Origin of the sequence: Paenibacillus sp. LBL (assembly GCF_029893715.1) — a bacterium.
GTDB classification, from domain to species: domain Bacteria; phylum Bacillota; class Bacilli; order Paenibacillales; family Paenibacillaceae; genus Paenibacillus_AQ; species Paenibacillus_AQ glucanolyticus.
Window position 1 is genome coordinate 30,306 of sequence record NZ_JARXYU010000023.1, and the last position, 21,676, is coordinate 51,981.

Annotated in this window: 23 protein-coding genes and 1 other annotated feature; all 23 genes read left to right on the forward strand. The window is 46.9% G+C overall.

The genetic code is table 11. From position 1 onward, the window contains the following. Nucleotides 1–7 precede the first annotated feature (7 nt). The 23 genes from nusG (at nt 8) to rplV (ending at nt 21,665) form a co-directional block, all read left to right on the forward strand. Entirely contained in the window at nt 8–541 is a 534-nt protein-coding gene (nusG, locus tag M2277_RS28585; protein ID WP_006212939.1) for a transcription termination/antitermination protein NusG, read from the forward strand. Nucleotides 542–612: 71 nt separating this feature from the next. Next, nucleotides 613–1,038: a 50S ribosomal protein L11 gene (gene rplK, locus M2277_RS28590; RefSeq protein WP_006212938.1), complete on the forward strand. Its 426-nt coding sequence runs from the start codon at nt 613–615 to the stop codon at nt 1,036–1,038. A gap of 80 nt (nt 1,039–1,118) precedes the next feature. Next, nucleotides 1,119–1,811, forward strand: a complete 693-nt coding sequence (gene rplA, locus M2277_RS28595; RefSeq protein ID WP_006212937.1) for a 50S ribosomal protein L1 — start codon at nt 1,119–1,121, stop codon at nt 1,809–1,811. A 69-nt stretch (nt 1,812–1,880) separates the two neighbouring features. Then, nucleotides 1,881–2,038, forward strand: a sequence feature (ribosomal protein L10 leader region). A 58-nt stretch (nt 2,039–2,096) separates the two neighbouring features. Next, entirely contained in the window at nt 2,097–2,600 is a 504-nt protein-coding gene (gene rplJ / locus M2277_RS28600; RefSeq protein WP_006212936.1) for a 50S ribosomal protein L10, read from the forward strand. A gap of 68 nt (nt 2,601–2,668) precedes the next feature. Beyond that, nucleotides 2,669–3,031: a 50S ribosomal protein L7/L12 gene (rplL, locus tag M2277_RS28605; protein WP_006212935.1), complete on the forward strand. Its 363-nt coding sequence runs from the start codon at nt 2,669–2,671 to the stop codon at nt 3,029–3,031. 183 nt (nt 3,032–3,214) lie between these two features. Continuing rightward, on the forward strand, nt 3,215–3,820 hold the full coding sequence (locus M2277_RS28610; RefSeq protein ID WP_148248715.1) for a class I SAM-dependent methyltransferase: 606 nt from the start codon (nt 3,215–3,217) through the stop codon (nt 3,818–3,820). A gap of 349 nt (nt 3,821–4,169) precedes the next feature. Next, on the forward strand, nt 4,170–7,715 hold the full coding sequence (rpoB, locus tag M2277_RS28615) for a DNA-directed RNA polymerase subunit beta (protein WP_006212933.1): 3,546 nt from the start codon (nt 4,170–4,172) through the stop codon (nt 7,713–7,715). 94 nt (nt 7,716–7,809) lie between these two features. Then, on the forward strand, nt 7,810–11,424 hold the full coding sequence (gene rpoC, locus M2277_RS28620; RefSeq protein ID WP_006212932.1) for a DNA-directed RNA polymerase subunit beta': 3,615 nt from the start codon (nt 7,810–7,812) through the stop codon (nt 11,422–11,424). A 169-nt stretch (nt 11,425–11,593) separates the two neighbouring features. After that, nucleotides 11,594–11,845, forward strand: a complete 252-nt coding sequence (locus M2277_RS28625; RefSeq protein WP_006212931.1) for a ribosomal L7Ae/L30e/S12e/Gadd45 family protein — start codon at nt 11,594–11,596, stop codon at nt 11,843–11,845. Nucleotides 11,846–11,984: 139 nt separating this feature from the next. Continuing rightward, complete coding sequence (gene rpsL, locus M2277_RS28630; protein ID WP_006212930.1) at nt 11,985–12,404, forward strand: 30S ribosomal protein S12; 420 nt, start codon at nt 11,985–11,987, stop codon at nt 12,402–12,404. Between the two features lie 52 nt (nt 12,405–12,456). Then, a complete protein-coding gene (rpsG, locus tag M2277_RS28635) occupies nt 12,457–12,927 on the forward strand; it encodes a 30S ribosomal protein S7 (protein ID WP_006212929.1) in 471 nt (156 codons plus the stop codon). 48 nt (nt 12,928–12,975) lie between these two features. Further along, entirely contained in the window at nt 12,976–15,057 is a 2,082-nt protein-coding gene (fusA, locus tag M2277_RS28640) for an elongation factor G (RefSeq protein ID WP_006212928.1), read from the forward strand. A gap of 95 nt (nt 15,058–15,152) precedes the next feature. Beyond that, the gene (gene tuf, locus M2277_RS28645; RefSeq protein ID WP_006212927.1) at nt 15,153–16,343 is read left to right on the forward strand and encodes an elongation factor Tu; all 1,191 of its coding nucleotides are present in this window, start codon (nt 15,153–15,155) and stop codon (nt 16,341–16,343) included. A 316-nt stretch (nt 16,344–16,659) separates the two neighbouring features. Further along, nucleotides 16,660–16,854, forward strand: coding sequence for a hypothetical protein (locus M2277_RS28650; protein WP_280756220.1), 195 nt, complete (start codon nt 16,660–16,662; stop codon nt 16,852–16,854). 3 nt (nt 16,855–16,857) lie between these two features. Continuing rightward, nucleotides 16,858–17,313, forward strand: coding sequence for a protoglobin domain-containing protein (locus tag M2277_RS28655; protein WP_280756221.1), 456 nt, complete (start codon nt 16,858–16,860; stop codon nt 17,311–17,313). Between the two features lie 32 nt (nt 17,314–17,345). Further along, a complete protein-coding gene (locus M2277_RS28660) occupies nt 17,346–17,978 on the forward strand; it encodes a methyl-accepting chemotaxis protein (protein ID WP_280756227.1) in 633 nt (210 codons plus the stop codon). Nucleotides 17,979–18,170: 192 nt separating this feature from the next. Continuing rightward, nucleotides 18,171–18,479, forward strand: coding sequence for a 30S ribosomal protein S10 (gene rpsJ, locus M2277_RS28665; RefSeq protein ID WP_006212922.1), 309 nt, complete (start codon nt 18,171–18,173; stop codon nt 18,477–18,479). A gap of 41 nt (nt 18,480–18,520) precedes the next feature. Then, nucleotides 18,521–19,144 (forward strand): 50S ribosomal protein L3, encoded by a 624-nt coding sequence (gene rplC, locus M2277_RS28670; RefSeq protein ID WP_006212921.1) that lies wholly within the window; start codon nt 18,521–18,523, stop codon nt 19,142–19,144. 26 nt (nt 19,145–19,170) lie between these two features. After that, complete coding sequence (rplD, locus tag M2277_RS28675; RefSeq protein WP_006212920.1) at nt 19,171–19,794, forward strand: 50S ribosomal protein L4; 624 nt, start codon at nt 19,171–19,173, stop codon at nt 19,792–19,794. Next, nucleotides 19,794–20,087 (forward strand): 50S ribosomal protein L23, encoded by a 294-nt coding sequence (gene rplW, locus M2277_RS28680; protein WP_006212919.1) that lies wholly within the window; start codon nt 19,794–19,796, stop codon nt 20,085–20,087. The genes rplD and rplW overlap by 1 nt, the downstream gene beginning before the upstream one ends. 29 nt (nt 20,088–20,116) lie before the next feature. Next, on the forward strand, nt 20,117–20,947 hold the full coding sequence (gene rplB / locus M2277_RS28685) for a 50S ribosomal protein L2 (protein ID WP_006212918.1): 831 nt from the start codon (nt 20,117–20,119) through the stop codon (nt 20,945–20,947). A 73-nt stretch (nt 20,948–21,020) separates the two neighbouring features. Next, a complete protein-coding gene (gene rpsS, locus M2277_RS28690; RefSeq protein ID WP_006212917.1) occupies nt 21,021–21,296 on the forward strand; it encodes a 30S ribosomal protein S19 in 276 nt (91 codons plus the stop codon). Nucleotides 21,297–21,332: 36 nt separating this feature from the next. Continuing rightward, nucleotides 21,333–21,665: a 50S ribosomal protein L22 gene (gene rplV, locus M2277_RS28695; protein WP_006212916.1), complete on the forward strand. Its 333-nt coding sequence runs from the start codon at nt 21,333–21,335 to the stop codon at nt 21,663–21,665. Nucleotides 21,666–21,676: the final 11 nt, after the last annotated feature.

A 21,676-nucleotide genomic window follows, 5' to 3' on the forward strand; every position in this document is an offset into this window, starting at 1 on the left:
GCTTGATATGGAAAAAAGATGGTACGTAGTTCATACCTATTCTGGGTATGAGAATAAAGTCAAAGCCAATTTGGAAAAACGTGTCGAGTCTATGGGCATGGAGGACAAAATATTCCGCGTTCTTGTTCCGATGGAAGAAGAAATTGTAAACAAAGACGGCAAGAAAAAAACCGTCATGCGTAAAGTTTACCCGGGATATGTCTTGGTCGAAATGATTCAGACCGATGATTCTTGGTATGTTGTCCGCAATACACCAGGAGTGACCGGTTTTGTTGGTTCGACAGGGTCCGGTTCTAAACCGACGCCTTTGCTTCCAGAAGAAGTTGAACAGATTCTGAAGCATATGGGCATGGAAGAGCCGAAACCGAAGATCGAATTCGACATTAAGGAATCCGTTCGTATCAAGGTTGGTCCTTTTGCGAATTTCGTGGGCTCCGTGGAAGAGATTTTGGCTGAAAAGAGCAAGTTGAAAGTTCACGTCAACATGTTTGGACGGGAAACCCCGCTGGAGTTGGATTATACTCAAGTGGAGAAGATTTAATTCTTCAGGTTTCTTGTGGGAGGGCGTATTATGGCGTCCGCTACCACTATTGATGCAAGGAGGTGTCAACCATGGCTAAGAAAGTTATCAAGATTGTGAAACTGCAAATTCCTGCAGGTAAAGCGAATCCGGCTCCTCCAGTAGGTCCAGCATTGGGTCAAGCGGGTGTCAACATCATGGCATTCTGTAAAGAATTCAACGCTCGTACTGCTGATCAAGCTGGTCTGATCATTCCGGTTGAAATTTCGGTGTTTGAGGATCGTTCCTTTACGTTCATCACGAAAACTCCACCGGCTGCTGTACTGCTTCGCGTAGCTGCTAAGATCGAAAAAGGATCTGGCGAGCCTAACAAGAAGAAAGTTGCAACGGTTAAGCGTGACGCTGTGCGTCAAATCGCTGAGCAAAAAATGCCTGACCTGAACGCTGCATCTGTTGAAGCTGCAATGAAGATGGTGGAAGGTACTGCCCGTAGTATGGGTATCACAATCGAAGACTAATGGTCTCTCGATTGAAACCGGACTAGGTTCGGATTATGTGGGAGGAATTTCCGCTAACACCACAAAGGAGGAAAACAAACATGGCTAAACACGGTAAGAAATACGTTGAAGCTGCGAAGCTGATTGACAGCGAAGCAACTTACGAGCCTTTGGAAGCTGTAGAGCTTGTGAAGAAGGCTGCAACTGCCAAATTCGACGAAACTGTTGAAGCGGCTGTACGTTTGGGTGTAGACCCACGTAAACAAGACCAGGCTGTTCGTGGTGTTGTTGTCTTGCCTCACGGCACAGGTAAAACACAACGCGTTCTGGTATTTGCGAAAGGTGACAAAGCGAAAGAAGCGGAAGCGGCTGGCGCTGATTTTGTTGGCGATCAAGACATGATCAACAAAATTCAACAAGGCTGGTTCGAGTTCGATGTCTGTGTAGCGACACCTGATATGATGAGTGAAGTCGGTAAACTTGGCCGTCTGCTCGGTGGTAAAGGCCTGATGCCTAACCCTAAAGCTGGTACGGTTACGTTCGATGTTGCTAAGGCTGTTCAAGAAATCAAAGCCGGTAAAATCGAGTACCGTCTGGACAAAGCAGGTCAAATCCACGCTCCAATTGGCAAAGTGTCTTTCGATGCAGCTCAATTGAATGAGAACCTCAAAGCTCTCATCGATGCATTGAATCGTGCGAAACCAGCTGCTGCTAAAGGTGTATACCTGAAAGGTATTGCTGTTTCCTCGACTATGGGACCTAGCGCTCGCGTGAACACAACGACTTACAAATAATATTACCATTGACTTCGGTTAGTGATATTTGATATTATGTAACAGTTGTGAGTCTTCGAGACTGACCTTTAAAGTTGAATATGCTTACCGTAGACAGTAGGTGCCCTAAGCAGGCTTAATTTCCTACCGAGGTGTTATGATAGAACGTCAACAATTTGTCCGGTTATCCGGCCAAATGATGATTCATCAGGCCTTCGTAATTCTACGGAGGCTTTTTTAGTGCCCGTAGGAAGAGCGGAGAGCCTGGTGCTCTTACGCTACTAATACAACCAGGAGGTGTAATCATTGGCAAACGCAAAAGTGATTCAAGCGAAACAAGAAGCGGTTGATGTAGTTGCTGCTAAGCTGCGCGAAAGCGTATCGACAGTAGTTGCTGACTATCGTGGATTGAACGTTGCACAAGTAACTGAACTTCGTAAACAGCTTCGTGAAGCTGGCGTCGAGTTCCAAGTACTGAAAAACACGCTGCTTCGCCGTGCGACTGCAGCTGCAGATTTGACTGAGCTGGACGAAGTCCTGACTGGTCCTACAGCTGTTGCATTTGGCACCAATGACGCTGTCGCTCCAGCAAAAGTTCTTAACGATTTTGCTAAGAAAAACGACGCGTTGAAATTGAAAGGCGCAGTAGTAGAAGGTCGTGTAATCGGAGAAAGCGAAATCAAAGCTCTGGCAGAACTTCCGTCCCGCGAAGGTCTCCTCTCCATGCTCCTCAGCGTGCTTCAAGCTCCAGTGCGCAACTTCGCGCTTGCAGTTAAAGCAGTTGCAGAGAAGGAAGAACAAGGCGCATAAGTTTTGTTTTTTCCGAGCTGTGTAACAACAACTATAAAATCTTAATAATAAATGGAGGTTCAACTTAAATGAGCAAAGAGCAAATCTTGGAAGCAATCAAAGGCATGTCCGTTCTGGAACTGAACGATCTTGTAAAAGCAATCGAAGAAGAATTTGGTGTAACTGCTGCAGCTCCAGTAGCTGTTGTTGGTGGCGCTGGTGCAGCTGAAGCTGCTGAGCAATCCGAATTTGACGTAATCCTGACTAGCGCAGGCGCGTCCAAAATCAACGTAATCAAAGTGGTTCGTGAAATCACAGGTCTTGGCTTGAAAGAAGCAAAAGAACTGGTTGACAACGCACCAAAAGCTTTGAAAGAAAAAGTAGCTAAAGAAGAAGCTGAAGCTGTTAAAGCTAAATTGGAAGAAGCAGGCGCATCCGTAGAAGTTAAGTAATAACTTCTCCAGATTATCGTCAGCAAGAAACAAACCCCTTGAATATTTGTTCAAGGGGTTTGTTATTGTGGCGGGAAATTCTTGCGCGTACTGATTTCAGTGAGAACGGTTATACTGGGATAATGGAGCCCCTATGGACCATAAGTCCAGGCGGGTAAACTTTGGTTCAATACGGAGGAAATGATGCCGAATCAACATTATTACTCGAATCAGCCAGACATTGCTCATGACCGCAAAGAGTTAAAGACAGAGCTGAGAGGACAGACGTTCAATTTCATTAGTGATGCGGGTGTATTCTCAAAGAGCGGCGTGGATTTTGGCAGCAAAGTTTTGATAGATGCAATGGAATTTCAACAGAATGCCTCCGTTCTGGATGTGGGTTGCGGTTATGGTCCGATCGGTCTAACGGCGGCAAAGATGGTCGTGGATGGTCATGTGACAATGATTGACATTAATAGCCGAGCTGTCGAATTGGCTAAAGAGAACGCGAAGCGTAACGGAATCTCGAATGTAACGATCCTGGAGAGCGACTTATTTGCCGTGGTTAAGGATCAGCAGTTCGATGTGATTCTGACCAATCCGCCTATACGTGCCGGGAAAGAAACAGTGCATGCTATATTTGAAGAGTCGTTGAGTCATTTGCGTGAGGGTGGGCAGCTGTGGGTTGTAATTCAGAAGAAGCAAGGTGCACCTTCGGCAAAAGCTAAACTGGAGAGTTTGTTTCACCAGGTAGAAGAAGTAACGAAGGATAAAGGGTACCGGATATTTAAAGCGACCAAATCTTCTTGAAATAGTTTAACTAGGCTGTTGACTTGGGTATGCTGGTATGGTATTATTATAAAATGTCAGTATTAGGATGGTCTCTTTGTCTTTAGTTTGCTGAAATGTCAAGACTTAATGTGTGGAAAGATGCATAAAGTCCGTCATATTGACGTATAATATGTACGTTTTGGGCAAATCTACAGGATATGAGATGATTATCATAACCATGGATAAGCTGCTCTTTTTTCGAAAAGGTATTCGATAAGGGCTTTTCTCTATTTATGGATTGTCCTCTGTATGTACCATTATAGTGTTACAAACAGAGGTTCGCAATGAAATATTTTTAAAGTGAGTAGACATGAGGGGTGAGTTTAAGTTGGCAGGACATCTTGTTCAATATGGTCGACGCACTCGGCGAAGTTATGCTCGTATTAACGAGGTACTCGAAGTTCCGAACCTGATTGAAATCCAACAAAAATCTTATGAATGGTTTTTGGAGGAAGGACTCCGCGAAATGTTCCAGGACATCTCGCCGATTCAGGATTTCACAGGTAATTTGGTACTAGAGTTCATTGACTACAGCCTTGGAGAACCGAAATACACCGTCGATGACGCGAAAGAACGCGACGTTACTTATGCGGCGCCGCTCCGCGTGAAAGTCCGGCTCATTAACAAGGAGACCGGAGAGGTCAAGGAGCAGGAAGTGTTCATGGGAGACTTCCCGTTAATGACGGAAACCGGAACATTCATTATCAATGGTGCCGAACGGGTTATTGTCAGCCAGTTGGTTCGCTCTCCCAGCGTCTATTTCAGCACAAAAGTGGATAAAAACGGTAAGACGACGTACACTGCAACAGTTATCCCTAACCGCGGCGCTTGGCTGGAACTGGAGATGGACGCGAAGGACATTATTTATGTCCGGATCGACCGCACCCGTAAAATCCCTGTAACGGTGCTTTTACGTGCACTTGGTTTTGGTACAGATGCCGAGATTCTGGATCTTCTGGGCAATGATGAATATATTCAAAACACGCTGGATAAAGACAACACGGACTCTACGGAAAAAGCGCTCATCGAAATTTATGAACGCCTTCGTCCGGGCGAGCCGCCAACACTGGAGAACGCGAAGAGTCTTCTCGTTGCTCGTTTCTTTGATCCAAAGCGTTATGATCTGGCTAACGTTGGCCGCTACAAGATCAACAAGAAACTTCATATTAAGAACCGTCTCTTTAATCAACGTTTGGCAGAGAGTTTGATAGACACGGATACAGGTGAGATCGTTGCTGAAGCTGGTCAAACCGTAGACCGTCGTCTTTTGGACGAGATTATGCCTTACTTGGAGAAGAGTGTTGGCTTTAAGAATTATCATGTTGCTGGCGGTGTGATGGACAGCGAGGATATCCCGCTGCAAACAATCGATGTGTTCTCTCCTACTGAGGATGCAAAAGTTGTGAAAGTCATCGCGAACGCAAACATTGATAAATCCGTGAAGCATATTACTCAGGCTGATATCATTTCTTCCATCAGTTATTTCATCAACTTGCTGCATGGAATCGGTAATACAGATGATATTGACCACCTGGGTAACCGTCGTCTGCGTTCCGTAGGCGAATTGCTTCAGAACCAGTTCCGTATCGGTTTGTCCCGGATGGAACGTGTTGTTCGTGAGAGAATGTCGATTCAGGACGCAAATGTCATTACGCCACAAGCGTTAATCAACATTCGTCCGGTTATCGCATCAATTAAAGAGTTCTTCGGTAGCTCCCAGTTGTCCCAGTTCATGGATCAGACAAACCCGCTTGCGGAATTGACGCATAAACGTCGTTTGTCTGCACTCGGACCAGGCGGTCTGACGCGTGAGCGCGCAGGCTTTGAAGTACGGGACGTTCACCACAGTCACTATGGCCGTATGTGTCCGATTGAGACACCGGAGGGACCAAACATCGGTTTGATCAACTCCTTGTCCACATTCGCACGCATCAACGAATATGGCTTCATTGAAGCTCCGTATCGTTGGGTTGATCCGAAGACCGGCAAAGTAACGGAACAAATCGATTATCTGACTGCAGACGAAGAGGATAACTACATTGTTGCCCAGGCGAATGCCGAGCTTAACGAAGATGGTACCTTTACTGATGAAATGGTAATCGTTCGTTATAACAAGCAATCCGATAATATCCTTCCTATGCCAAGCGATCGTGTAGACTACATGGACGTTTCGCCTAAGCAGGTTGTATCGGTAGCAACGGCGCTCATTCCGTTCCTTGAGAACGATGACTCCAACCGCGCGCTGATGGGATCCAACATGCAGCGGCAGGCTGTACCACTCCTTATTCCGAAGGCGCCGCTTGTCGGAACTGGAATGGAGCACAAGTCTGCTAAAGACTCCGGTGTATGTATTGTATCCAAATATGACGGGATTATTGAACGTTCATCTGCTAATGAGATCTGGCTCCGCCGCGTAGAGAATGTGGACGGACAAGAAGTCAAAGGCGATATCGTTAAACATAAATTACACAAATTTATGCGTTCGAACCAAGGAACATGCATCAACCAGCGTCCAATCGTGAAACGTGGGGAAGTTATCAAAAAAGGTGACATCCTCGCAGACGGTCCATCCACGGAGATGGGTGAATTGGCACTGGGCCGCAACGTGGTCGTTGCGTTCATGACTTGGGAAGGTTACAACTACGAGGATGCGATTCTTCTCTCCGAGAAGCTTGTCAAAGAGGACGTGTACACTTCGATCCATATCGAGGAGTATGAATCCGAAGCTCGTGATACGAAGCTTGGACCAGAGGAAATCACGCGTGATATTCCGAACGTTGGGGAAGAAGCACTGAAGAACCTCGATGAGCGCGGTATTATCCGCATCGGTGCCGAAATCAGCGCCGGAGACATTCTCGTTGGTAAAGTAACGCCTAAGGGCGTAACTGAACTGACGGCAGAAGAGCGTCTCCTGCATGCGATCTTCGGTGAGAAGGCTCGCGAAGTGCGTGATACCTCGCTGCGTGTTCCTCACGGTAGTGACGGTATCATCGTAGATGTGAAGGTATTTACACGTGAGAACGGCGACGAATTGCCGCCGGGCGTGAACCAATTGGTTCGTGTCTACATCGCGCAGAAGCGTAAAATCTCGGAAGGTGACAAAATGGCCGGACGTCACGGTAACAAAGGTGTCGTTGCCCGTATTTTGCCTGAGGAAGATATGCCGTTCCTGCCGGATGGCACGCCGGTTCAAGTCGTACTGAACCCACTGGGGGTACCATCACGGATGAATATCGGTCAGGTGCTCGAGGTTCACTTGGGTATGGCTGCACTCCAGCTCGGCATTCACGTGGCTTCACCGGTATTTGACGGTGCAAGCGAGTACGACGTGTTTGATACGATGGAAGAAGCAGGTATGCAGCGTAACGGTAAGACCGTATTGTACGATGGACGGACGGGTGAGCGTTTTGAACGTGAAGTTACCGTCGGCGTCATGCATATGATCAAACTTGCGCACATGGTTGACGATAAAATTCACGCCCGTTCTACGGGACCATACTCACTCGTTACGCAGCAGCCGCTGGGTGGTAAAGCTCAGTTTGGTGGACAGCGCTTTGGTGAGATGGAAGTGTGGGCACTTGAAGCTTACGGTGCCGCTTATACACTGCAAGAAATTCTTACCGTTAAGTCTGATGACGTGGTTGGCCGGGTGAAAACCTACGAATCCATCGTCAAGGGCGAGAACGTTCCGGAGCCGGGTGTTCCTGAGTCGTTCAAGGTATTGATAAAAGAGCTTCAGTCTCTCGGTATGGATGTCAAAATCCTGAGCGAGAATGAAGAGGAAATCGAGATGAAAGAACTCGATGACGAAGACGATGCTCAAGGTGATAAACTGAGCCTTAACTTGGAAGGCACTGAAGTCGGAGTGGAATAACGGTCAATCATTCACCCCCGTCGGCTTTATAAGTCGGCGGTGGTGTTATGGTCGTATAGCACATAAATAGGACTAGGTTGAGGAGGGTTGCTCCTTGTTGGACGTTAACAATTTTGAGTACATGAAAATCGGTCTTGCTTCACCGGAAAAAATTCGCTCTTGGTCTCGCGGAGAGGTGAAGAAGCCGGAAACGATTAACTACCGTACATTGAAGCCGGAGAAAGAAGGCCTGTTCTGTGAGCGGATTTTTGGCCCGCAGAAGGACTGGGAATGTCATTGCGGTAAGTATAAGCGTGTCCGTTATAAAGGAGTAGTCTGCGATCGCTGTGGCGTTGAAGTTACGCGCGCCAAAGTCCGTCGTGAACGGATGGGCCATATCGAGCTTGCGGCTCCTGTATCGCACATTTGGTATTTTAAAGGGATTCCTAGCCGCATGGGTCTGGCTTTGGATATGTCCCCAAGATCTCTTGAGGAGATCATTTATTTCGCATCTTATGTTGTAACAGATCCAGGAGATACGCCGCTGGAGAAGAAACAACTGCTGTCCGAGAAGGAATATCGCAGCTATCGTGAGAAGTATGGCTACGGGTTCCAAGCAGGCATGGGTGCGGAAGCTGTCAAGAAGCTTCTTCAAGACATCGACGTTGATAAAGAGTTGGAGTTCCTGAAGGAAGAATTGCGTACAGCACAAGGTCAGCGCCGCAACCGGGCGATCAAACGCCTGGAAGTTATTGAGGCGTTCCGTAACTCCGGCAACAATCCGGAGTGGATGATCATGGATGTGCTGCCGGTCATTCCACCGGAGCTTCGTCCGATGGTTCAACTGGATGGTGGACGCTTTGCGACCTCCGACTTGAACGATCTGTACCGTCGCGTTATTAACCGGAACAACCGTCTGAAAAGACTGCTGGATCTCGGTGCGCCGGATATTATCGTACAGAACGAGAAGCGCATGCTGCAGGAAGCTGTCGATGCTCTGATCGATAACGGTCGTCGCGGCCGTCCGGTAACAGGTCCTGGTAACCGTCCGCTTAAATCTCTCAGCCACATGCTGAAAGGTAAACAAGGACGTTTCCGTCAGAACTTGCTCGGTAAACGGGTTGACTACTCTGGTCGTTCCGTTATCGTTGTAGGTCCTTACCTGAAAATGTACCAGTGCGGTCTGCCTAAGAAAATGGCACTTGAGCTCTTCAAGCCGTTCGTTATGAAGGAATTGGTCAACAAAGGCCTTGCACATAATATCAAGAGCGCTAAACGCAAAGTAGAACGCGTAAGTCCAGAAGTATGGGATGTGCTCGAAGAAGTCATTAAAGAGCATCCGGTTCTTCTGAACCGTGCACCGACGCTTCACAGACTCGGTATTCAAGCATTTGAACCGATCCTTGTTGAAGGTCATGCCATCCGTCTTCACCCACTCGTATGTACAGCTTATAACGCTGACTTTGACGGTGACCAAATGGCGGTTCACGTTCCTTTGTCTGCTGAAGCTCAAGCTGAAGCACGTCTCTTGATGCTGGCATCGGGTAACATTCTGAACCCGAAAGACGGCAAACCGGTTGTTACGCCATCTCAGGATATGGTACTCGGTTCCTTCTATCTCACGATGGATAACAAGGAAGAGAAAGGTACCGGTATGATTCTGGGCAGCGTGAACGAAGCGGTATCCGCATATCAGCGTGAAGCAGCAGGACTGCATGCACGCGTAGCGATTCCGGTTAAAGCGCTTGGCAAAACCAACTTTACCGAAGAACAGCAGAATGCTATTTTGGTTACGACGATTGGCCGGATTATCTTTAACGAGATTTTCCCTGCCAGCTTCCCATACATTAATGAAGCGACTCGTACGAACCTGTTGCATGGTACGCCTGAGAAGTATTTCGTATACGAGAAGGGTGCAGATATTCAAAAAGTAATTCAGGAATTGCCGATCAGCGGAGCTGTAGGCAAGGAATATCTGGGTTCCATCATTGCACGCTGTTTCGAAACGTACCATACAACCGAAACCTCTGTGATTTTGGATAAAATCAAGCAGATCGGTTTCACCTACTCTACTCGTGCAGGCGTAACCGTTGCGGTTTCTGACGTTATTGTACCTGACGAGAAGAATGAAATTCTGAAAGAGTCCGATGAGAAGGTTAAAGTAGTAACAAACCAATATCGCCGCGGCTTGATTACGAATGAAGAACGTTATGACCGTGTTATCGACATATGGTCCAAGACCAAGGATGACATTACGGAAGTACTCATGAAATCAATGGATCGCTTTAACTCCATTATGCTCATGGTGGACTCCAAGGCACGGGGTAACAAATCGCAGATCACCCAGCTTGGTGGTATGCGGGGTCTGATGGCGAACCCGTCCGGTCGTATCATCGAACTCCCAATCAAATCGAACTTCCGTGAAGGTCTGACGGTACTCGAGTACTTCCTGTCCACTCACGGTGCACGTAAAGGTCTTGCCGATACAGCGCTTCGTACCGCTGACTCCGGTTACTTGACTCGTCGACTTGTTGACGTGGCCCAGGATGTTATCGTTCGCGAAGATGAGTGCAGCACGGACAAAGGCTTCACCGTTAGCCGTATCCAGGACGGCAAGGAAGTTATTGAGGATCTCTATGACCGTATTGAAGGACGTTACGCATTTGAAACCGTTCGTCATCCGGAAACCAAAGAGATTATCGTAAATCGCAACGAATTGATTGATTCCGACAAAGCTGAAGAGATCGTGGCAGCTGGTGTTGAAAAACTTCAAATTCGTTCCATCTTGAGCTGTCGTGCACGTTATGGCGTCTGCAAAAAATGTTATGGTCGTAACCTGGCTACTGGTAAGCATGTTGAGATTGGTGAAGCGGTTGGTATCATCGCAGCTCAATCCATCGGTGAGCCGGGAACACAGCTTACGATGCGTACATTCCACACAGGCGGTGTTGCCGGAGACGATATCACGCAAGGTCTTCCGCGTATCCAAGAGCTCTTTGAAGCCCGTAATCCTAAAGGTCAAGCGACCATTAGTGAGATCGACGGTGTGGTTAAAGAGATCCGCGAAACGAAAGACCGTCGTGAAATTGAAATTCAAGGTGAAGCCGAAACGAAAGTTTACGCGGTTACCTATGGCTCCCGTCTGCGCGTAAGCGAAGGCAAGCACATCGAAGCCGGGGATGAACTGACGGATGGTTCCATTGATCCGAAGGAAATGCTTCGCATCAAAGGTATCCGTGGTGTGCAGAACTACATCCTTCAGGAAGTACAGCGCGTATACCGTAACCAGGGTGTAGAAATTAACGATAAACACGTTGAAGTAATGATCAGACAGATGCTGCGTAAATTCCGTATCGTTGATGCGGGCGATACCAATCTGCTGCCAGGCTCCTTCGTGGATATGCATGAATACGAGACAGCCAATAAAGACGCTATTCTGTCTGGAAAAGAACCAGCAGTTGCTAAACCGGTTCTTCTCGGGATTACGAAAGCTTCCCTTGAAACAGATTCGTTCTTGTCAGCGGCCTCCTTCCAGGAGACGACTCGCGTGTTGACTGATGCTGCCATTAAAGGTAAAGTCGATCAACTCCTTGGCCTGAAAGAGAATGTTATCATTGGTAAGCTGATCCCTGCGGGAACGGGCATGAACCGTTATCGCAGTGTGAAGTTTGCGGGACAGAACGACGTGAATGACGAAAGTCAGGAGCTCGAAACGGCTTCTATAGATTAAGAAGAAAGTCGGGTGACGGGAGGAAACGGCATGTTGAATGCTGAACTCTCTCCCGTCCCTAAGTTTCTTTTTTTCTGATTTAATAGCTTGACATCGCTTAGGGCAGATGCTAATATAGCAAAGGTGCGTGAATAGTTTCTTTGTTCCCTGTTCTTTTGGAGGAATGACTGTGTCTAATGATAAAGGATTACAGGATGCACACATCAAGATTGGCACCAAACAAACGATGAAGGCCGTTGAATCCGGTCTGGCTGCAGAGGTTTATGTAGCTGAAGATTGCGACCAGCGTTTGATTTCAAAAGTCGTATCCGAGTGTGATAAGAATGGAGTACATATCAATTATGTGCCCACGATGATAGAGCTTGGAGAAGCATGCGGTATTGAAGTCGGTGCAGCTATGGTAGCTGTCTTGAAATCATGATTTGAGAAATCGTTTTTGTTGGAGAAGGCGTTACTTCTCTCGGCAAAAACTTTTCATTTGTTCTTTTATGAACCGCCTGGGTCTGTGGACTTAAACGGGTTTGTAATAGGATGATAAATACGGGAAGGGGGTGGCTAGCATGCCAACAATTAACCAACTGGTTCGCAAGGGCCGTCAAGCCAAAGTTTACAAATCGAAATCTCCAGCTCTTCAAAAAGGTTTTAACGCTTTGAAACGTGAGGAGACCGACTTGAGCGCTCCGCAAAAACGCGGTGTATGCACTCGTGTAGGCACAATGACGCCGAAAAAACCGAACTCCGCACTTCGTAAATATGCTCGTGTTCGCTTGACGAACCGCATTGAGGTGACAGCTTACATTCCGGGTATCGGACATAACTTGCAAGAGCACAGTGTTGTATTGGTTCGCGGTGGACGGGTAAAAGACCTTCCGGGTGTACGTTACCATATCGTTCGCGGCGCACTTGATACCGCTGGTGTAAACAACCGGATGCAAGCTCGTTCCAAATACGGCACGAAGCGTCCTAAAGCAAAAAGCTAATTGATGTTCATGTTTTCTAACATGACTCACGACTGAAGAAAGGGGGATATCCATGCCACGCAAAGGTCCAGTAACCAAAAGAGACGTGCTTCCAGATCCAGTGTACAACAGCAAGCTGGTAACTCGTCTGATCAACCGCATCATGTTGGATGGTAAAAGAGGTGTTGCTCAAAGCATCCTTTACAATTCATTCAACATCATCAAGGAACGTACTGGTAATGATCCGATGGAAGTGTTTGAAGCAGCTATCAAAAATATCATGCCAGTATTGGAAGTTAAAGCTCGTCGTGTCGGCGGTGCTAACTACCAGGTTCCTATTGAAGTTAAACCAGAGAGACGTACATCCCTTGGATTACGTTGGCTCGTAAACTACTCCCGCAACCGCGGTGAGAAAACAATGGAAGAGCGTTTGGCGGCAGAGATCATCGATGCTTCCAACAACACAGGCGCTTCTGTTAAGAAACGCGAAGATACACACAAAATGGCTGAAGCGAACAAAGCGTTTGCTCACTACCGCTGGTAGGATTCGGCAACTATTTTATACTTCAAATTTTGAAGGGAGACTATTCGCATGGCGACAAGAGAGTTCTCCTTGAAAAATACACGTAATATCGGGATCATGGCGCATATTGACGCTGGTAAAACGACCACTACAGAGCGGATTTTGTTCTATACAGGCCGTACGCACAAAATCGGGGAAGTTCACGAAGGTGCTGCTACAATGGACTGGATGGAGCAGGAACAGGAGCGCGGGATCACGATTACATCCGCTGCGACTACCGCTTCTTGGAAGGGTCATCGCGTTAATATTATCGACACCCCGGGGCACGTTGACTTCACAGTAGAAGTTGAACGTTCCCTTCGTGTATTGGATGGGGCAGTAGGTGTATTCAGTGCGAAAGAGGGCGTTGAACCTCAGTCGGAGACTGTTTGGAGACAAGCAGACCGTTATGGAGTTCCGCGGATCGCATACGTAAACAAAATGGATATTATCGGTGCCGACTACTTGAACGTAGTTAAAGATATGAGAGAGCGTCTGCAAGCGAACGCGGTAGCGATTCAGCTTCCGATCGGTGCAGAGAACGATTTCATTGGCATCATCGATATTGTCGAGGAAAAAGCTTTCATGTATAAAGATGACCTTGGTCAAAATATCGAAGAAACCGAAATTCCAGCAGAGTTCAAGGATCAAGTGGAAGAGCTTCGCAACGAGTTGGTTGAGAAGGTAGCAGAACTTGACGAAGACTTGACAATGAAATACCTTGAAGGTGAAGAAATCACCATTGCTGAGTTGAAAGCCGCTCTGCGTAAAGGTGTTGTCGAAGTTAAGATCTTCCCTGTTATCTGTGGATCTTCTTACCGTAACAAAGGCGTTCAGTTGATGCTTGATGCCGTAATCGATTATTTGCCGGCTCCAACTGACGTTCCAGATATCAAGGGTTCCCTTGAAGACGGAACTGAAGCAATTCGGCATTCTTCTGATGAAGAGCCGTTCTCGGCTTTGGCATTCAAAATCGCTACGGACCCTTATGTTGGTAAGCTGACATTCTTCCGCGTATATTCCGGTGTTCTGCAATCCGGCTCTTACGTACTGAATGCAACTAAAGGCAAGCGTGAGCGCATTGGTCGTATCCTTCAAATGCATGCGAACAGCCGCCAAGAAATTTCCGAAGTATTTGCCGGAGATATCGCAGCTGCTGTAGGTTTGAAAGATACGGGCACAGGTGATACACTATGTGATGAGAAAAACCCGGTTATCCTGGAGTCCATGAACTTCCCTGATCCGGTTATCGAAATCGCAGTTGAGCCTAAAACAAAAGCTGACCAAGATAAAATGGGTGTTGCTCTCGGTAAGTTGACTGAAGAGGATCCAACTCTTCGTGCGCATACTGATGAAGAAACAGGCCAAACGATCTTAGCTGGTATGGGTGAGCTTCATTTGGACATTATCATCGACCGTATGCGTCGTGAGTTCAAAGTAGAAACCAATGTGGGTAAACCACAGGTAGCTTACCGTGAAACCTTCCGTGCACCTGCACGTGTTGAAGGTAAATTCGTTCGTCAGTCCGGTGGTCGTGGTCAATACGGTCACGTTTGGGTTGAGTTCGAACCATTGGAAGCAGGTAGCGGTAACCAGTTCGAGAGCAAGGTTGTCGGTGGTTCCGTACCAAGAGAATATATTGGTCCTGCACAACAAGGTATTGAAGAGCAAATGAAGAACGGTGTACTTGCCGGCTTCCCGCTTGTTGACGTTAAAGCAACCATCGTTGACGGTTCATACCATGATGTTGACTCCAATGAAATGGCGTTTAAAATCGCCGGCTCCATGGCTCTGAAAGCAGCAAAAGAAAAGTGTAAGCCTGTCCTGCTTGAGCCAATCATGAAAGTAGAAGTTACCGTGCCTGAGGAATACATGGGCGACGTAATGGGTATGCTGAACTCCCGCCGTGGACGTATCGAAGGTATGGACTCCCGTGGTGGTACTCAAATTATCCGTGCGAAAGTACCTCTTTCCGAAATGTTCGGTTACTCCACTACCCTTCGCTCCGGTACACAAGGACGCGGTGTGTTCTCCATGGAACTCTCCCATTACGAAGAAGTTCCTAAGAGTATCTCCGATGAAATTGTGTCCAAGATCAAAGGCGGAGAGTAATAACGTTTTACCTGCTGGATAGGAGGCGGGACGTATATCCCGTTAACTCCGCTTCCGGCCCAACATATATATCCCCTTAAGGAGGAATTGTTCAAATGGCAAAGGCTAAATACGAACGTACGAAACCCCATGTTAACATCGGTACTATCGGTCACGTTGACCATGGTAAAACTACTCTGACTGCTGCAATCACAAGTGTATTGTCCAAAACTTATGGTGGCGCAGCAATGTCTTTCGATCAAATCGACAAAGCTCCAGAAGAGCGCGAACGCGGTATCACAATCTCTACTTCCCACGTAGAGTACGAAACTGACGCTCGTCACTATGCACACGTTGACTGCCCAGGTCACGCTGACTATGTTAAAAACATGATCACTGGCGCAGCTCAAATGGACGGAGCGATCCTGGTTGTATCCGCAGCTGACGGCCCAATGCCGCAAACTCGCGAGCACATCCTGTTGTCCCGCCAAGTAGGCGTACCTTACATCGTTGTATTCTTGAACAAATGCGACATGGTTGATGACGAAGAGCTCTTGGAATTGGTTGAAATGGAAGTTCGCGACCTTCTGAGCGAGTATGACTTCCCAGGCGACGACACTCCGATTACTCGTGGTTCCGCTCGTGAAGCTCTGCAAAACCCAGATGGCGAATGGGCACAAAAAATCGTTGAAATGTTCAAAACAATCGACGAGTACATCCCATTGCCAGAGCGCGACACTGACAAGCCTTTCTTGATGCCTGTCGAGGACGTATTCTCCATCACTGGTCGTGGTACCGTTGCTACAGGTCGTGTAGAGCGTGGTACGATCAAAGTTGGTGAAGAAATCGAAATCGTTGGTATCGCTGAAGAAACTAAGAAATCCGTTGTTACGGGCGTTGAAATGTTCCGTAAATTGCTGGATTCCGCTCAAGCTGGTGACAACATCGGCGCATTGCTTCGTGGTGTAGACCGTACTCAAATCGAGCGTGGTCAAGTACTTGCTAAGCCTGCTTCCGTTAAACCACACACAGAGTTCACTGCTCAAGTATACGTACTGAGCAAAGAAGAAGGCGGACGTCATAAGCCTTTCTTCACTGGCTACCGTCCACAGTTCTACTTCCGTACTACGGATGTAACTGGTGTGATCAACCTGCCAGAAGGTTCTGAAATGGTTATGCCTGGTGATAACATCACCGTTACGGTTAACCTGATCAACCCAATCGCGATTGAAGAAGGAACTAAGTTCTCCATTCGTGAAGGCGGCCGTACCGTAGGTGCTGGTTCCGTTGCTACCATCATTAAATAATTAAGGCCTACAAACAGCCTTGCATATAGCAACAGTGTATTGTAACAAGCAACAATGTGATGTCCTGATAAAAGAGTCCGATCCCTTGGGATTGGGCTCTTTTTCTGTTGTACAAAAACCGGAGAAGCGTAAACAAGGGAACTGCCCATATTTCGAATATTTGTAGAAAAAAAGTCAAGCTCACTACACAGAATATGCCATATATTGAAGGATTCATTCTATATATTTGCGCCTAACATGATTACAATCTCTGTTTGAAGTCTGCTTCACAGATAAGAAACTACCTAAATATATAGAATGGAGAGCACAGCTCATTATGGAATGCCCGTTTGCTTTTATGAAGAAGAGTATGGCCCATGTCGTTCAGTCTGCAGAAGTACACCGTGATCCCCTCGAAGAAAGTTACATATACCAGGAGAAGTTGGGTGAACTGAATGAACAGATGAGAATGATCGGTCTGACAGAGGGAGATTTGCGTCTGCTAAAGCAGTTACGCCCGCAGATGGAGTAGAAGTTGGAAGCGATCACCGATGCTTTTTACCAATCCGTTGTGGATGTGGATAAGTTGAGGGATATCATTGTGCAGCATAGTACAATTGAAAGGTTGAAACAGACCTTAAGGGATCATCTTCTTGAAATATTAAACGGCGAGATCAATGAAGCCTACGTGGGGAAAAGATTCCGTATTGCCGAAGTCCACAAACGGGTAGGACTGGAGCCTAAATGGTACTTATCGGCTTTTCAGAATCTGCAGAATGAATTCTTCAAGATTATATATAAAGAAGTGAAAGAAGAGGAACAGCATATTCGGATCGTGTCGACGATCACCAAGCTGCTCAGCTTGGAGCAACTGCTTGTACTGGAAGCTTGCGAGAAGGAGAACATGAATGAGAAGCAGCAGCAATATGAATGGGTACGCAAAGAACTAAAGCAGAGCATTGCTGCTTTTGTCGGTGAATTACCGATCTGACACTGGACATTAATGAAGCTGTAGAACGCTTGATGTCAAGCAGCGGCGAGGTGACTACTGCGTTTCAGACGACTTCGGCCACTACCCAAGGATCTATTTCTTATGCTCTGGCTGGAGAGGCTAGGATAGCGGATTTGGCAGTACAGATGAATGCAATAGATGAGAGCACCTCGGATATGCAGAATGCTGTACAAGAACTTCATGATTCCTCCAGACAGATTGCCCTGATAGCGGTAAGCGTTCATGAAATAGCGGCACAGATCAAACTGCTCTCGCTCAATGCTACTATAGAAGCGGCGCGTGCTGGGGGGGCACGGAAAAGGTTGGCAGTTGTGGCTCAGGAGGTCAGTCGTCTCTCCGAGGATACACGAACGACAGTGAGCCGTATAACTGATATCATAACGAAATCCAGATCCATCACATCCGAAGTGGTAGAATCTATTAACCATGTACAGCTGCTTGCGGCGAAAGGGAAGAACCAATCAGAGGAGACAAGCCAATTGTTCACCGATATTCTTACATCTGTACAATCCAGTGCGGATCAGATGATCACAGCAGAAAAGCAAATGAAATTGCTGTCCATGACGATTGGCAGCATACGGGAAGCTACATCAGAAGCAGCGATTTTAGCTGAAAATTTCAAGAAAAGCGCGGTGCAAATATAAACTGACATGAATTATGAATTAGTGCTTGCAATGCGCCTATCTTTTATATATAATAGTGAATGTTGTTCTGCGACGTTGCGATGATGTGAGAGGTTACCGACACACCCGGCCCCTTTGCCATGAGGCGGGTGGTTGGAAAATTTTCACGGAGTATGTCCGATACCAAATTGGGCGATAGAAGGAGGGAATAAAATGGCAAAGCAAAAAATTCGTATTCGCTTGAAAGCATACGACCACAGAGTTCTTGATCAATCCGCTGAGAAAATTGTTGAGACAGCAAAACGTTCGGGTGCTGGTGTATCCGGTCCGATTCCGCTTCCAACTGAGAAACAAATAATTACCATTCTCCGTGCGGTGCACAAGTATAAGGATTCTCGGGAACAGTTCGAAATGCGTACTCATAAACGCTTGATCGACATCGTGAACCCGACTCCACAAACTGTGGATGCCTTGATGCGCTTGGACCTGCCGTCCGGTGTAGATATCGAAATCAAACTGTAAGACCAGCATAACGAATTAGAGAAGAGAAAAGAGGTGTCAACATGAAAGGTATCTTAGGTAGAAAGCTCGGAATGACTCAAGTATTTACCCCTGAAGGTATTGTAATTCCTGTAACGGTTATCGAAGCAGGTCCTTGTGTTGTTCTTCAAAAGAAAGATCTGGAAAACGACGGATACGAAGCGATTCAAGTCGGTTTCTCTGACAAGAAAGAGAACAGATCTAACAAACCAGAAGCAGGCCATGCGAAAAAAGCAAACACTGCGCCTAAGCGCTACGTTCGCGAAATTCGCGGTGTTGACCTCGCGAGTGTCGAGGTTGGACAAGAGCTGAAGGCTGATGTCTTCGCAGAAGGCGAATTTGTTGACGTAACGGGTATTTCCAAGGGTAAAGGTTTCCAAGGTGTAATCAAGCGTTGGGGACAAAGCCGCGGACCAATGTCTCACGGTTCCCGTTATCACCGTAGACCAGGTTCCATGGGTTCGATCCAGGCAAACCGTGTTCCTAAAGGGAAACGTCTGCCAGGTCACATGGGCAATGAAACAGTTACGATCCAAAAACTCGAAGTTGTTAGAGTCGATGCAGAGCGTAACGTAATCCTTGTTAAAGGATCCATTCCAGGACCTAAAAAAGGTTTCGTTCAAATTAAAGAAACGGTGAAGAAATAATCGCCTAAAGAAAGGAGGAACAAACAATGCCTAAAGTAGCACTTTATAATGTCAGCGGTAGCCAAGTTGGCGAAGTAGAATTGAATGAAGCTGTGTTCGGCATCGAGCCGAATACGCACGTACTGCACAGCGCAGTATTGTTGCAGCGCGCTTCCCTTCGTCGTGGTACCCACAAAGTAAAAGGACGTTCTGAAGTACGCGGCGGCGGACGTAAGCCTTGGAAACAAAAAGGTACTGGCCGCGCTCGTCAAGGATCGATCCGTTCACCACAATGGAAAGGCGGCGGTGTGGTATTTGGACCAACTCCGCGCAGCTACACATTTAAACTTCCTAAGAAAGTCCGTCGTTTGGCTATTAAATCTGCATTGTCTTCCAAAGTGATTGACAACGCAATTATCGTATTGGATCAACTGACGCTGAATACGCCGAAAACAAAAGAGTTTGCTAACATTCTTAGCAACCTGAAAGTAGGCCGTAAAGCTCTCATCGTTGCTCCAAGCTATGATGATAATGTAGCCCTTTCCGCACGTAATATTCCTGGTGTGAAATTCGTAGCGGCTGACGGCATTAATGTTCTTGACGTACTGTCGTACGATCAACTGATCATTACGAAGGAAGCAGTTCAGAAGGTAGAGGAGGTGCTCGCGTAATGAAAGACCCACGCGATATAATCAAGCGCCCGGTGATCACGGAACGTACGGCTGACTACATGGCAGAGCTGAAATACGCTTTTGAAGTGGATATCCGTGCTAACAAGACCGAGATCAAGCAAGCTGTCGAATCTATTTTTAAAGTTAAAGTATCGAACGTGAATACGATGCGTGTTCCTGCGAAACCAAAGCGTTACGGCCGTTATTCCGGTTACACAACCGAGTGGAAAAAGGCAATCGTAACTTTGGCTCCAGACAGCAAACCGCTCGAGTTCTTTGAATCGGTTGAATAAGAATTTCTTAAGTAAGGAGGGAAAACTCAGTGCCTATTAAAAAGTATAAACCGACATCCCCGGCTCGACGCAACATGTCCGTGTCGACTTTTGAAGAAATCACCACGAATCAGCCGGAAAAATCGTTGCTGGCTCCACTGAGCAAAACAGCTGGCCGCAACAACCAAGGTAAAATTACGGTTCGTCACCATGGCGGCGGACACAAGCGTAAATACCGTATTATCGACTTCAAACGGAACAAAGACGGCATTCCAGGTCGCGTTGCTACAATCGAATACGACCCGAACCGTACTTCCAACATCGCTCTGATTCACTATGTAGATGGTGAGAAGCGTTATATCATCGCTCCTAAAGGTCTGAAAGTTGGAGACCAAGTAGTATCTGGAGTAGGTGCTGACATCAAGATCGGTAACGCACTTCCACTGGAAAACATTCCAGTAGGTACAGTTATCCACAACATCGAATTGAAACCAGGCAAAGGCGGACAATTGGTTCGTGCTGCTGGTACAGAAGCTCAACTTCTCGGTAAAGAAGATAAGTACGTAACTGTTCGTCTTTCTTCCGGTGAAGTTCGCCGCATCCTGAAAGTTTGCCGTGCAACCATCGGTTCTGTGGGTAACCAAGACCATGAGTTGATCAAAATCGGTAAAGCTGGTCGTAGCCGTTGGCTTGGACAACGTCCTGAAGTACGTGGTGTGGTAATGAACCCTAACGATCACCCTCACGGTGGTGGTGAAGGCCGCGCTCCAATCGGACGTAAATCGCCTATGTCTCCATGGGGCAAACCAACCCTTGGTTACAAAACACGTAAAAAAGGAAAAGCTTCTGACAAATATATCGTTCGCCGCCGCACGAAGTAATGCGCGTTTAAGTGCATAACTTCGTGACAGGCTCGAAGGTAACGAGACAATTTGGTGAAGGGAGGATTTCAATATGAGCCGTAGTTTGAAAAAAGGACCTTTTATTGACGGATATCTGCTCAAAAAAGTGGAGGACATGAACGCAGCAAGCAAAAAAGCTGTGATCAAAACGTGGTCCCGTCGTTCCACTATTTTCCCGCAATTTATCGGTCACACGTTCGGTGTATATGATGGCCGTAAACATGTACCTGTATATGTAACAGAAGATATGGTAGGACATAAGTTGGGTGAGTTTGCTCCAACTCGTACTTACAAAGGTCATGAAGACGACAAGAAAACGAGAAGATAATTAATGAAGCTCTTTGTTTGAGAGGAGGTTAAACATATGGAAGCAAAAGCACATGCAAGATCGATTCGTATTGCTCCTCGTAAAGCTCAACTCGTTGTTGACTTGATTCGCGGTAAGCAAGTCGGCGAAGCGATCGCAATTCTTCGTCACACTCCTAAGGCTGCATCTCCAGTTCTTGAGAAGCTTTTGAACTCGGCTATCGCAAACGCTGAGCATAACTACTCACTGGATGTAACTAAATTGGTTGTGACGCAAGCTTATGTCAACCAGGGACCGACTATGAAACGTTTCCGCCCGCGTGCAATGGGACGTGCAAGCCGGATCAATAAACGCACCAGCCACATTACTTTGGTGGTAGCTGAAAAATAAGGAGGGAAAAC